The sequence below is a fragment of the Marinospirillum sp. genome (assembly GCF_044810985.1).
Classification (GTDB): Bacteria; Pseudomonadota; Gammaproteobacteria; order Pseudomonadales; family Halomonadaceae; genus Marinospirillum.
The window spans coordinates 1,179,914-1,192,689 of sequence record NZ_CP085242.1; the positions used below are offsets into that span (position 1 = coordinate 1,179,914).

Genomic DNA, 12,776 nt, shown 5'->3' on the forward strand with positions numbered 1-12,776 from the left:
CTGCATTCACTCCTCAGCTTTTTTACGGGACTCATAATCAGCCCTGAACACCAGTCCCAGCATGATTCCACTGCCCAGCAGGCTACTGCCACCATAACTGATCAGAGGCAGGGTCAAGCCCTTGGTCGGCAGCAAGCCGGTATTAACCCCCAGATTAATCAACACCTGCACCGCAAAGACAACGCCAACCCCGTAGCACAGATAGGCTGCATAAAAGTGCTTCACCTGCTCACTCTGACGGCCCACCCGAAAAATCCGCAGGATCATCAGTGCAAAAAGACCCAGGGTGATCAAGGCCCCCACCAGGCCCAGCTCTTCAGCCAAAATGGAAAAAATAAAATCCGTGTGGGCTTCCGGCAGATAGAAAAGCTTTTGCACGCTGTTGCCCAGCCCCAGCCCTGTCCATTGTCCCCGCCCAAAAGCAATCAGTGCCTGGGTCAGTTGGTAGCCAGAATCATACTGCTGCGCCCAGGGGTCAGTGAAGCTGATCAGGCGTTGCATTCGGTAAGGCTCAGCCACTGCGATCAGGGCCAGGCCGACAACAGCCAGCACCAGAACCAGGATAAAATGGGTCAACCTGACCCCGGCCAAGAACACCATGCCCATGACTGCAGCCATGACCACCACCAGAGCACCGTAATCCGGCTGGGCAATCAAGAGACCACCATAGAGGACAACCAGTATCAGCGGCTTGAAAAAACCACTGAAGGTCTCGCGTACACTTTGCAGATGGCGTACCAGATAGCCTGCCAGATACACCAACAAGCAGATCTTGGCAATTTCCGAAGCCTGTAGATTGAAAGGACCCAGGCTGATCCAGCGGGTGCTGCCATTCACCTCACGGCCAATGATCAAGACAGCGACCAGCAGCAGGAAAGCGAGAACCAAAAACCAGTGACCATTGAAGCGGCTCAGAGACAGGGGAATTCGGCTCACCACCCAAGCGGCCAGGACCGCCAAAAGGATAAAAACACTCTGTCGCCAGGCAAAGTATTGCGCCGATCCCGCCCAGGCCTCCGCAACAGCCACGGATGCAGAGCTGACCAGAATCCAGCCAAGCAACAGTAAGCTTAAGCTGCTGAACAACAGCCAACCGTCCAGGCTGCGAGTCCAGCTTTGATGGCCAGACTTCAGCCATAGGGGAAACTCACGCACGACGGCTAGTCGGGCTGTTAATCGGGTAAATGCTGGACGCACCGGATAAACACCTCGCCACGCTGGGCATAGCCATCAAATTGATCGAAACTGGCACAGGCCGGTGAAAGCACAACAGCATCACCGGCAGCAGCCGCAGATGCCAAGTGTTGAGTGGCTGCCTCCAGATTTTCAGTGTACCAGCAGGGCAAGCCTTCCGGCAGATGTTCGGCCAGCAGGGGAGCATCGCGGCCAATCAGGGCAACACCAGCAATGGAAGACTGCAGGGCCGTTTTCAGTACCGCAAAATCCTGGCCCTTGCCCTCCCCCCCCAGAATCAGCCAGAGGTGCTTGTAATCCTGCCTCAGCCCTTGAATGGCAGCCAGAGCCGCCCCAAGATTGGTGGCTTTGGAATCATTGATGTAGCTGACTCCCCGTTTGACGGCCACCTTCTGGCAGCGATGCGGCAGGCTCTGAAAAGAGCGGACAGCTCCGGCCAGATCAACCAGGGGCAACCCGGCAGCGGCGGCCAAGGCATAGGCCGCCAGAGCATTCAGCAGGCCATGACGGCCTGCCAGGGGAACCTCATCGGCAGCCATCAACACTTGCTCACCCTGTGCCAACCAGCTTCTGCCATCCTTTTCCAGCAGGCCCATGTCCTTCAACCCCGGTGGCTTGTCCAGGCCAAAACTGATTTGCGGGGCCAGTTGCCCGTGTATTGGCAGGGTCTGCTCATCTTCACGACTGTAGATGACGGCTTGAGCCTGATGAAAAATGCGCTGCTTGGCAAAAATGTAGTCCTGCATGCTGGCATAGCGATCCAGGTGATCTTCACTGATGTTCAGTAAAGCAGCCCCCTGGGCCTGCAAGGAGTGGGTGGTTTCCAGTTGAAAGGAGGAGAGCTCCAGCACATAAAGATCCTGCTCGCCTTCGTTGAGCAGATCCAGAACCGGCAAGCCGATATTGCCACCCACGCCGACTCTCAACCCTGTGGAGCGAGCCATCTCCCCCACCAGACTGGTCACCGTACTCTTGGCATTCGAGCCCGTGATTGCAAGAACAGGCGCAGAAACAGCCAGGCAGAAAAGCTCGATATCACCCAGCAGCTCAACACCCGCTTCTCTGGCTGCCTGCAAGGCCGGTTCGGCCAGGCTGACACCGGGGCTGACAATCAGGCTTTTGGCTTTGCACAAGAGCTCAGCATCCAGAGGTCCCAGCCAGATATCCGAGTTCGGGAAAGCGGCTTCAAAGGCTTGCAGCCCTGGGGGATGATGGCGGGTATCGGCTATGGCAAAGGGCTGCTGACAGCGATCCAGATAGTGAGCCACTGATAACCCGGTCGCCCCCAGGCCAATGATCAAGTGATAGCTTTCTGCTTGCAATCCATCCGACATGCCAGCTCCTTAGCGTAACTTCAAGGTGGAAAGACCGATCAACACCAGCACCACCGTAATAATCCAGAAGCGCACTATGACCCGGGGCTCGGGCCAGCCTTTCAGCTCAAAATGATGATGCAGTGGGGCCATTCGAAACACCCGGCGCCCTGTCAGCTTGTAAGAAGCCACCTGAATGATGACCGACAGGGTTTCCATGACAAAAATACCGCCCATGATGAAGAGAACGATTTCCTGACGCACAATGACAGCCACCACACCCAAAGCCGCCCCTAAAGCCAGAGCCCCCACGTCGCCCATAAAAACCTGGGCCGGGTAGGTGTTGAACCATAAAAAGCCCAGGCCAGCACCAATAATGGCTGCACAGAAAACCACCAGCTCACCCGAGCCGGGTACAAAGGGAATCAGCAGATAGCTGGCAAAGTTCGTGTTGCCTGCGGCATAGGCAAAAATACCCAGAGCACCCGCAACCATGACCGTAGGCAAAATGGCCAGACCATCCAGGCCATCCGTCAGATTCACGGCATTACTCGATCCCACGATGACCAGATAAGTCAGAAGAATATAAAACGCCCCCAGCTCCAGGGCATAATCCTTGAAGAAGGGAAAAATCAACTCGGTTTCTGCTGGCACCTGAGCGGTGTAGAACAGGAGTCCGGCAGCGCTAAAACCGGCGACCGATTGCCAGAAATACTTCCAGCGGGCAGGCAGGCCGCGGGGATTTTTCTCAACCACCTTGCGCCAGTCATCCACCCAGCCAATTGCTCCAAAACTCAGGGTCACCCCCAAGACAACCCAGACAAAACGGTTGCTCAGGTCGGACCAAAGCAGTGTACTCAGGGCAATGGAAAGGAGTATCAGTGCGCCCCCCATGGTCGGGGTGCCTGCTTTGGAAAGATGGGTTTCCGGCCCATCGTCTCTGATGGCCTGACCGATCTGGCGGCTGGTCAAGCGACGAATCACCCAGGGGCCGATCAGCAGGGAAAAAGCTAGGGAGGTCAGCACGCCCAGAATGCTACGCAAGGTCAAATAATTGAAGACTTCAAAAACCGCAAAGAATTGCGCTAAATACTGTGTCAGCCAAAGCAACATGAAGGGTCATCTTTTTTTAAAAGTTTATAATGAGATAAAACCTGCAGAGGAGCTTTACTCCTGGGTTTTATCATGACGCAACAACTCAACCAGCCGATCCATTCCGGCGCTGCGCGACCCCTTGACCAGAAGGCAGGTATCGGCTGTCAGCCGTGGCCGCAAGAAATCAGCCAGGCTTTCATGGTTCGGGAAAACCCGGGCGGAAGCACCAAAAGCCTCGGCAGTCGCCTCGGCAGGTCCGGCGAGAACCACAAGATCATCGAGTCCCCGGTGGCGCGCATAAAGCCCCAGGTCACGATGTATCTGCGCACTGGCGTCACCCAGCTCAGCCAGTGCTCCCAGCGCCAGAATACGCTGGCCCGGCAGACTCGCCAGCAAATCAATCGCTGATTTGACCGCACCTGGGCTGGCATTGTAACTGTCATCCAGTAACAGGGCATCCCCATAAGCGTTGACTCTCTGTAACCGCCCTTTAACAGGTTGCAAGGCCGCCAGAGCCTGGGCCTGAAGATTCAGATCGACACCCAGGTGCCCAGCCACCGCCATACTCGCCAGAGCATTGGCAATATTATGCTGGCCGGGCAATTGTAACTCGACCCTTTGCTGCCCCCAGGGGGTTACCGCCAGAAAGCGGGTATTGCCAGCCGCATCGGTGGCGACCTGCTCGGCCCGCAGATCACCCTGAGCAAGACCAAAACTCAGAATACTGCACCCGGCCTGCTTTTCCCAGAAATCAAAAAAACGATCTTCCCTGTTAAGAACCAGACACTGGCCAGCATGCAGCCAGGGAATCAATTCCCCCTTGGCCTGAGCAATAGCCTGCATACTGCCAAATTCACCCAGGTGGGCTCCAGTCACATTGGTCAGCACCCCCGCATCCGGTTGGGTCAGCCCAGCCAGGTAGTCAATTTCTCCCAGGTGATTGGCACCCAGTTCCACAACCGCAGCCTGGTGTTGTGGCTGCAATTCCAACAGGGTCAGGGGCACACCGATCTCATTATTCAGATTACCCCGGGTCGAGAGAACCGAACCCCGGGCCAGTTTAAGAATAGCAGCCAGCATCTCCTTGACTGTGGTTTTACCACTATTGCCAGTAACGGCAATTACCGGACCCTTGAATTGCTGGCGGTTCCAGGCTGCCAAGGCACCCAGAGCCTTGCGGGTACAGGTCACACGCACCTGGGGAAGCGGGTCATCCACCCAGTGTTCAACCAAAGCCATGGCAGCTCCCTGACTTCGGGCATCCGGGACAAAGGCATGGCCATCAAATCGTGGGCCTTGCAAAGCCACGAACAAGCAACCGGATTGCAACTGACGGGTATCGGTAATGACCTGCGCAAACGTCGCTGCTGGCGGGCCACGAAATTCACCCTTCAGCAATTCGGCCAATTGCTCCAGAGTCAAAGGTCGAATCATGCCCGCCTCCTTGCCTGCAGAGCCTCTTCAGCCACTTCCTGATCGGCAAAGGGCAGTCGCTGACCGGCCACCTCCTGATAGTCTTCATGCCCTTTGCCAGCCACCAGCACCCAGTCACCTGGCTGTGCCTGTTGGATGGCCCAGTGAATAGCCTGGGCGCGGTCAGCGATTTCTGTAGCCTGGGGAGCAGCCTGCAATAATTGCTGGCGTATCCGGGCAGGGTACTCATTGCGGGGGTTGTCATCGGTCACAACCAGGCAATCAGCTTCTTGTGATGCGACCTGGGCCATCAGAGCTCTTTTGCCTTGATCCCGGTCACCGCCACAACCCAGCACACAATAAATCCGACCCTGAACATGCGGACGCAAAGCTTGCAAGGCCTGCTGCAGAGCATCAGGAGTGTGCGCATAATCAACCACCACGGAAGGAAGTTCCTGGAAAGCTTCACTGCTGCCGGTTGTAACCCGCTGCATCCGACCCTTGACCGGCTGCAAGCGGGAAATCAGGGGCAGCAATTGGGGTAAGCTGTGCCCTTCTGCCAGTAAAACTCCCAGGGCAGCCAGCAGGTTGGCAAGATTAAAAAGCCCCAGTAAAGGCAAGGTAAAAGAGTGGCTCTGCCCTTGCCAGGTGATTTCAGCAGTGACCCCCTGCTCGGAAAAAACAGAGTGGGTCAGGCTTAAATCGGCCTCAGGTTGCTGCAGGCTGTAACCCAGAGTCAGAGGCGTTGAATTCGGCTCTGCCAGCTTGCGCCCCAGAGGGTCGTCCAGATTCACCACCCGAACCTGAAGTTCTGGGCGTAGAAACAACTGGGACTTGGCCTCGGCATAGGCTTCCAGTGTGCGATGATAATCAAGATGATCACGCGTCAGGTTGGTGAAAACAGCTGTGGTCACCGGAAGTCCATCCAGACGCCCCTGATCCAGAGCATGGGATGAAGCTTCCAGGCAGACCTCCTGAACACCGCAAGCCATCCAATCCAGATAAAACTGATGCAACCGGAACAGGTCTGGGGTGGTGTGACTGGCAGGTTGCAGCTTGTCCAGCTCACCATAACCCAGAGTGCCGACCAGAGCCGATTTCTGCCCCAGCTGCTGACGCAGTTGGCAGAGAAAGTGTGCAACCGACGATTTGCCGTTGGTGCCGGTAATAGCGGTAGTTCGCAGGCTGGAGAAGTCTGCCGCCGAGGACAGGGCTAGCAGCTTTCCCAGGTGGGCCTTGAGGTCAGGAAGTGATAATTGCCAGGCCTGGGCACCCAGAGGCTTCAGGTTCAGTTCACCTTCATGAACCACCAGGCAGGCCCCCCGTTCCAGAGCCTGATCCTGATAAAGTTGGCCGGATTGGCTCACCCCCTGAAGGGCAAAAAACACATCCCCTGGCATCACCTGGCGGCTGTCGTTCACCAGGCGCTGAATTTTTGTCAGAGGCACCTGCAACTCAGCCAGGCCCGGCCAGAGGTTTGACCAGCAGCTCAGGGGGTTGATTGCCTTGGGTAACTGCAAGTGGCTCATCTTAGCATTCCATAACTTGATTACTGACGGGGTATCTGCTCAGGATCATCGGGTGGAATATCCAGAATTCGCAGGGCATGTCCAACCACGCGACTGAAGACTGGCGCGGCCACTTCTCCCCCGAAATACTCCTGGCCCTTGGGGCTGTCCAGCATCACCACGGCAACCAGACGGGGATCGCTGGCCGGGGCAATCCCGGCAAAAGTCGCCAGATAATTACCGGAACGATAACCTTCGGTACCCAGTTTGTGTACCGTACCGGTTTTACCCGCAATACGATATCCGGGTATGGCGGCTCGGGTTCCGGTACCACCGGGCTGGGTTGCCCGCTCCATCATTTTCAGTACCTGACTGGTGACCTCTGCATCAAACACCGGGGTTGAACTGGTTTCCTTCACCTTCAGAAGAGACAGGGGGTGCAGGCGTCCCTGGTCAGCCAGTGCCATATACGCCTGCGCCAACTGCCCCAGAGTCACTGACAGCCCATAACCATAAGAGAGGGTGGCACGCTTGATACGGCTGATATCAGAATCTCCCGGCAAAACACCGGAGGCTTCTCCAGGAAACCCGGTTCCCGTGGCGCGTCCAAAGCCCAGCTCATTATAATAGTTCACCAGCAGGTCATCAGGGAGTTCCAGAATCATCCTGGAGACACCAATATTACTGGAATGCGTGAGGATACCGGCCAGTGTCAATTCACCATAATCCCGAAAGTCGCGAATGGTCTGACCGGCCAGGCGTATAACACCTGGTGAGGTATTGATGGTGTCGTCTGCGGTAAAAACACCCGACTGCAAAGCAACCGCAATACTGAAGGGTTTGATCACCGAGCCGGGTTCCATCAAGTCCACCAGGGCCCGGTTGCGCATCCCGGATGCATTCATCTTGACCCGGTTATTGGGGTTATAGGAAGGTTGGTTGACCAGGGCCAAAACCTCACCACTACGGGCATCAAGCAATATCAGGCTGCCGGAAACTGCATTATGCTGTTCAACGGCCGCTTTAAGTTCACGATAAGCCAGATACTGCAAACGCAAATCCAGACTCAGGGTCAAATCCTGCCCTGGCCGGGGTTGTTGCAAGGTGGCCAGGTTACGCACCGTGCGACCCCGTAAGTCTTTAAGCACCCGCTTGCGCCCGGGCTCTGCTTCCAGCCAGTGATTCCAGGCCAGCTCCAGCCCTTCCTGCCCCTGCTCATCAATATTGGTAAAGCCCACCAGGTGCGCAGCTATCTCCCCGCTGGGGTAGTAACGTTTGTATTCATCCCGGGCATAGACACCCGGCAACTGCAGGGCCAATACTTCTTCCGCCAGATCCGGTGTGACCTGACGGCGCAGATACATGAATTCATGTTCAGAGAAACGCTGCAGACGACGAGCCAGCCATTGCGGGGTTTCACCAACCTGCTCGGCGAGACGGCGCACGGCCTCGGCATTATCCGGAAACTGCTGGGGGTTAATCCACAGGGTGGCAACTGGTGAGCTAACGGCCAGGGGCTCGCCGTGGCGATCCGTGATCATGCCCCGGTAGGCCGGAATGGGCTCAACACGCAAAGTGCGGGCATCACCCTGATGCTTGAGAAACTCACTTTCAAACAGGTGCAGCTGTATCAGGCGTCCGGTCACCACCAGCAACAGGATCACCAGAACCAACCAGACAAACCTGATTCGCCAGATGGAGGCGACACGGGGAGAAGAACGGGCCGCCTTGTTCACTGGATAACCTTAATCTTCAGGTCGGGAGCTTCAGGAAGGTGCAGGTCAAAACGCTCTGCAGCCAACTGCTCAAGCCGTACCGGGGTAACCAGTACGCTTTCCTCCAGCAGCAGACGTCCCCATTCAACCTGCAGGGCATCCCGCTCACCTTCGAGTGTCTGCAGCCTGACCTGATGGGAGCGGGCCTGATGGGTCACCTGAACCAATAGGTGGGCACTCAGCAGAAGTAAAAATGCCGCCAGAATCAACATCCAGACAGACCAGTTCCAACGCGGCAGACTCAACTTCAGCCTGAACATTTCAACCTGCCTCCGGCAACTTCTCGGCAACCCGCATGACCGCACTGCGTGAACGCGGGTTCAGCGACACTTCTTCACGGCTGGCTTTCACCGCTTTGCCAAGCAGTTTCAAACGCCGCTTCAATTCATCATCACGAAAAGGCACACCGGGAGGCAGGTGGGAATCCCCCTTGGCGGCGTCACGCATAAAACGCTTGACCATGCGATCTTCCAGGGAGTGAAAACTGATCACCACCAGACGCCCACCTGGGGCCAGCAAATCCAGTGCCTGATCCAGGAGTCGGCGCAAATCCTCCAATTCCTGATTGATATGAATGCGAATCCCCTGAAAGGCGCGAGTGGCCGGGTGCTTGTGTTTTTCCCAACTGGGATTGGCCGCTTTGACAATTTCGGCCAACTGGTGAGTGCGGGTGATAGGCTCTTCTTGGCGTGCCTTAACCAGTGCTCGGGCCATTCGCCGGGCATGGCGTTCTTCCCCATAATGAAAAAGCACATCACTGATTTCGGCTTCGCTGGCTGTCGCCAGCCAATCCGCTGCACTGGGGCCGCTCAAAGTGTTCATGCGCATATCCAGCGGGCCATCCTGCATAAAGCTGAACCCGCGTTCCGGGTCATCCAACTGCGGTGAGGAGACGCCAAGATCCAGCAAAATGCCCTGAACACCGGTAGTGATTCCAGCTTCCTGCAAGCAGCTAGGCAGATCGGCAAAGGAGGCATGATGAATGGAAAAACGCGCATCTTCAGCGGCCAATTTCTCACCGGCAGCAAGGGCACGAGGGTCTTTGTCAATGCCCAGCAAGCGCCCGGCATTACTGAGTTGGCTCAGGAGCAAGCGACTGTGACCACCGCGCCCGAAGGTACCATCGACATAAGTTCCCTCAGCGGATGGACACCAGGCTGCAACCGCCTCCTTGAGTAAAACGGTAAGATGCTGATCGGCAACAGCAGAGGCTTCTAGTCTTGGAGCGGGTTCTGTGGACATAGTCAACTCAGAATAAAAATGGGTGCGGAAGCCGGCCTGTAAGCCGGGTTCTGTCGAGGACAGCCATTCCTCTAGGCACTGGATCGCTCCAGTGCTCAAGCAACCTACCCGAACCCAGCGCGGGCCACGCCTTTAGGGTTCCTATTTGGTCTTGCTCCGGGTGGGGTTTACCTTGCCACGGCGTGTTACCACCCGTGCGGTGCGCTCTTACCGCACCTTTTCACCCTTACCTGTGCACTTTTTCCGAAGAAAAAGGCCATCGGCGGTAGTTTTCTGCGGCACTTTCCGTAGGCTTGCGCCTCCCAGGCGTTACCTGGCACCCTGCCCTGTGGAGCCCGGACTTTCCTCCCCCACTGCAAAGCAGTGGCAGCGACTGTCCGGCCGACTTCCGCTGCGAAAGGATATAGACAAACCTGATCCGGCTCAAGCTTTGCTTGTCGGGCCGGATTCCAGCATCCAGTTATACAGAGGCTTTTTCTTGATGCCGGTCATTTTAGCCACCAGCGCACAGGCCTGAGAAGGTGGCAAATGCTCCTGCAGCTCAGTCAACCAGCGACAGGCTTCAGCCCAGGCAGCCGTTTCCTCTTCACCCTGATAACCCGCCACCATGATCACAAACTCACCTTTTTGTTGGTTTGCATCCTGTTCCACTGCCGCAAGAATCTCTCCCAGCGAGGCCTGAATAAAGGTTTCAAAGCGCTTGGTGATTTCCCGGCCCAGACAGGCCTGACGCTCACTGCCCAGGACAGCATTCAGTGCCTGCAAAGAGGCCAGAATCCGGTGCGGTGATTCGTAGAAAACCAGACTGCCCAACTGATGGCGCAGTTTTTCCAGCTGCTCAATCCGGGCCTGAGCTTTGGCCGGTAAAAAACCGGCAAAATAAAAACGATCCGTAGGTAACCCCGCAACACTCAAAGCCGCAATCACTGCACTGACACCCGGAATAGGTACAACCGGAAAGCCCGCCTTTCTGACCTCACACACCAGGCTGTAACCGGGATCAGAAATCAGTGGCGTACCGGCATCCGAGACCAGGGCAACGCTTTGCCCCTTTTGCAGAAGCTCGACCAGTTGCTGACTTCGGGCCCGTTCATTATGATCATGCAGGGAGATCAACTGATTTTTTATGCCCAGACTTTGCAATAATTTTTGCGTGTGACGGGTATCTTCTGCAGCAATCCAGTCCGCTTGCTGTAAAATACGCTGCGCCCTGGGCGTAATATCCTCAAGATTGCCGATGGGGGTGGCAACAACATACAAGCAGGCCAGTTTTTTGGTATGCTCACCAGAAGTGATGTCCAGTGGGGCAGCCTGGTCAGGCAAATAAGTATTCTGGGTCATTTTAGCCTTTTCCAAAACAATGACCCTATCACTCAACGAAGGATCATCCAGGGTGTTAAACAAACTATCAGCTCATCGTCTGGTGCTATTGCTACTGATACTGGCGCTGGTTACAGGCTGCGCAAGCACTCCTCAGCCTGATGCCGATCCAGACACCGATTCCAGAACAGCTCATCAGGATCCGGCTACTGAAACCCAGCTCCTCAGGCTGGAAGCTGCACAAATTCTAGCACAGGAAGGCAGCTACCAGCAGAGTCTGGATCTGGTTACAGGCATCAACCCGCTTTTGCTGCCCGAGAAAGATCTCTGGCGCCTGTTGGTGTTGGCTGCTGAAACCGCCCTGACCCTGGAAGAGGGGCATCTGGCCTTGCAGCAGATCAGCCGCATCAGCCAGCTCCTTTCCCAGGTGACACTTGAACAGCAGTACCGGATCGCGGGCTATCGTGCCGATGGCTTTGCGTTGACCGGTCATTATGCAGCAGCCATTCAGCAAAGTTACAGCCAGACCCTGATTGCCCCTGATATTGAGCGACAGGAAGCGGCCCGGGAGAAACTCTGGCAGCACCTGAGCCAGCTCAGTGGCGAACAGCTGCAGGATTTGCGGGATCGCGAACGTCAGGCGGTGCTGGAAGGCTGGATTGAACTGGCTTTGGTACGTCAGCAGGCCGTTGAAAACTTTGAATCCTTCCAACAGCTGATGGATCAATGGCAGAAAAAATGGTCGCGACATCCTGCTGCAGAAAACCTGCCGGAAGATCTGCAAAAACTGGCCGAATTGAGCCGCACCCAGATACTTCACCTGGGGGTTTTCCTACCCGCCAGTGGAGCTCTGTCTGAAGCCGCCCAGGCCATCAAGAATGCCCTGATTGCCCGCCACCTGTATGCCGGGCAACAAGAACAGCATCAACCCAAAATCAGCTTCTATGACACCCAGTCCGCCAGCCTTGATGAGCTTTACCAGCAGGCCCGGGAGGACCAGGTCGAAGTGGTCATCGGGCCTCTGGCCAAATCACGGGTTGATCTGCTGGAGAGGCGCAAAAAACTGCCCCTGCCCACCCTGGCCCTGAACTACGGGAATGATGAAGACTTCCCCAACAGAGACCTCTTTCAGTTCGGTCTTTCCGCTGAAAATGAAGCCGAACAGGTCGCCCAGAAAGCCTGGCAAAAAGGCTTCCGACGTGCCCTTAGTCTGACTCCTGAAGGTAGTTGGGGTACCCGTGTCGAAGCCAGCTTCATTGCGGCCTGGAAAGAGCTGGGTGGCGAAATCACCCACAGCCGCCAGTTTGGTGAATCTCGCAGCCTGGATGCTGCCTTACGCCAACTCATGGAAGTTCAGCTCAGTCAGCAGCGCCATCAGCGTTTGACCCGCCTTCTCGGCCAACAACCGCATTTTGTCGCCAGACCACGTGAAGACAGTGATTTTCTGTTCCTGCATGCCAATACTGCAGCGGCACGCCAGGTCAAACCCGCCCTGAGTTTTCTTCTGGCCTCCAAGCTGCCGGTTCTGGCCACCTCTTCAATCTACTCGGGCTCCCCCAACCCCACCCGGGACAGAGACATGAATGGCATTGCCTTTGCCGACATCACCTGGTACCTGAGCCCGGAAGGCCGCCTCCAGGAGCAGGTGCGCGCTGCCTGGCCTGCCAGCATGGATCGTTATGGGCGCCTCTATGCAATGGGGGTTGATGCCTACCTCCTGGCGCAGCGCCTGGAACTGATGGAAACTCTGCCGGAAATCCGGCTGGATGGCGCCACAGGACGACTCAGCCATGAGAACCGACGTGTTCACCGCGAACTGCAATGGGCCCAGTTCATTGGCGGCCTTCCACAACCCCTACCTGAGCAGGCATTTGAACAGCAGCAACTCATCGATCAAATTATTCTGGACTAGCTCT

The 12,776-nt window shown here is 56.2% G+C and carries 10 protein-coding genes and 1 other RNA gene; 1 reads left to right on the forward strand and 10 read right to left on the reverse strand.

The window, feature by feature from the left end:
• Nucleotides 1-6 precede the first annotated feature (6 nt).
• The 10 genes from ftsW to rsmI form a co-directional block, all read right to left on the reverse strand.
• Complete coding sequence (ftsW, locus tag LG323_RS05610; protein ID WP_404419779.1) at nt 7-1,197, reverse strand: putative lipid II flippase FtsW; 1,191 nt, start codon at nt 1,195-1,197, stop codon at nt 7-9.
• Complete coding sequence (gene murD, locus LG323_RS05615; RefSeq protein WP_404419780.1) at nt 1,173-2,528, reverse strand: UDP-N-acetylmuramoyl-L-alanine--D-glutamate ligase; 1,356 nt, start codon at nt 2,526-2,528, stop codon at nt 1,173-1,175. Before murD ends, ftsW begins: the two co-directional genes overlap by 25 nt.
• 9 nt (nt 2,529-2,537) lie before the next feature.
• Complete coding sequence (gene mraY / locus LG323_RS05620; protein ID WP_404419781.1) at nt 2,538-3,620, reverse strand: phospho-N-acetylmuramoyl-pentapeptide-transferase; 1,083 nt, start codon at nt 3,618-3,620, stop codon at nt 2,538-2,540.
• A 54-nt stretch (nt 3,621-3,674) separates the two neighbouring features.
• The gene (gene murF, locus LG323_RS05625) at nt 3,675-5,036 is read right to left on the reverse strand and encodes a UDP-N-acetylmuramoyl-tripeptide--D-alanyl-D-alanine ligase (RefSeq protein WP_404419782.1); all 1,362 of its coding nucleotides are present in this window, start codon (nt 5,034-5,036) and stop codon (nt 3,675-3,677) included.
• Entirely contained in the window at nt 5,033-6,544 is a 1,512-nt protein-coding gene (locus LG323_RS05630) for a UDP-N-acetylmuramoyl-L-alanyl-D-glutamate--2,6-diaminopimelate ligase (protein ID WP_404419783.1), read from the reverse strand. Before LG323_RS05630 ends, murF begins: the two co-directional genes overlap by 4 nt.
• Nucleotides 6,545-6,564: 20 nt before the next feature.
• Entirely contained in the window at nt 6,565-8,259 is a 1,695-nt protein-coding gene (locus LG323_RS05635; RefSeq protein WP_404419784.1) for a peptidoglycan D,D-transpeptidase FtsI family protein, read from the reverse strand.
• The gene (gene ftsL, locus LG323_RS05640) at nt 8,256-8,558 is read right to left on the reverse strand and encodes a cell division protein FtsL (RefSeq protein ID WP_404419785.1); all 303 of its coding nucleotides are present in this window, start codon (nt 8,556-8,558) and stop codon (nt 8,256-8,258) included. Before ftsL ends, LG323_RS05635 begins: the two co-directional genes overlap by 4 nt.
• A 1-nt stretch (nt 8,559) precedes the next feature.
• Nucleotides 8,560-9,540 carry a 16S rRNA (cytosine(1402)-N(4))-methyltransferase RsmH gene (gene rsmH, locus LG323_RS05645; RefSeq protein ID WP_404419787.1) on the reverse strand — a complete coding sequence of 327 codons (981 nt, stop codon included), beginning with the start codon at nt 9,538-9,540 and terminating at the stop codon, nt 8,560-8,562.
• 23 nt (nt 9,541-9,563) lie between these two features.
• An RNA gene (gene rnpB / locus LG323_RS05650) (RNase P RNA component class A) lies at nt 9,564-9,929 on the reverse strand.
• A gap of 34 nt (nt 9,930-9,963) precedes the next feature.
• Nucleotides 9,964-10,881, reverse strand: a complete 918-nt coding sequence (gene rsmI, locus LG323_RS05655) for a 16S rRNA (cytidine(1402)-2'-O)-methyltransferase (RefSeq protein ID WP_404419788.1) — start codon at nt 10,879-10,881, stop codon at nt 9,964-9,966.
• Nucleotides 10,882-10,933: 52 nt separating this feature from the next.
• Here rsmI and LG323_RS05660 point away from each other — a divergent pair, with 52 nt between their 5' ends.
• Nucleotides 10,934-12,772, forward strand: a complete 1,839-nt coding sequence (locus LG323_RS05660) for a penicillin-binding protein activator (RefSeq protein ID WP_404419789.1) — start codon at nt 10,934-10,936, stop codon at nt 12,770-12,772.
• The last annotated feature ends 4 nt before the right edge of the window (nt 12,773-12,776 follow it).

What these genes read in the sequence shown, in the direction of transcription:
- ftsL (WP_404419785.1), bottom strand. Translation starts at nt 8,558, where the DNA reads ATGTTCAGGCTGAAGTTGAGTCTGCCGCGTTGGAACTGGTCTGTCTGG.
- mraY (WP_404419781.1), bottom strand. Translation starts at nt 3,620, where the DNA reads ATGTTGCTTTGGCTGACACAGTATTTAGCGCAATTCTTTGCGGTTTTT.
- murD (WP_404419780.1), bottom strand. Translation starts at nt 2,528, where the DNA reads ATGTCGGATGGATTGCAAGCAGAAAGCTATCACTTGATCATTGGCCTG.
- rsmH (WP_404419787.1), bottom strand. Translation starts at nt 9,540, where the DNA reads ATGTCCACAGAACCCGCTCCAAGACTAGAAGCCTCTGCTGTTGCCGAT.
- rsmI (WP_404419788.1), bottom strand. Translation starts at nt 10,881, where the DNA reads ATGACCCAGAATACTTATTTGCCTGACCAGGCTGCCCCACTGGACATC.
- murF (WP_404419782.1), bottom strand. Translation starts at nt 5,036, where the DNA reads ATGATTCGACCTTTGACTCTGGAGCAATTGGCCGAATTGCTGAAGGGT.
- LG323_RS05630 (WP_404419783.1), bottom strand. Translation starts at nt 6,544, where the DNA reads ATGAGCCACTTGCAGTTACCCAAGGCAATCAACCCCCTGAGCTGCTGG.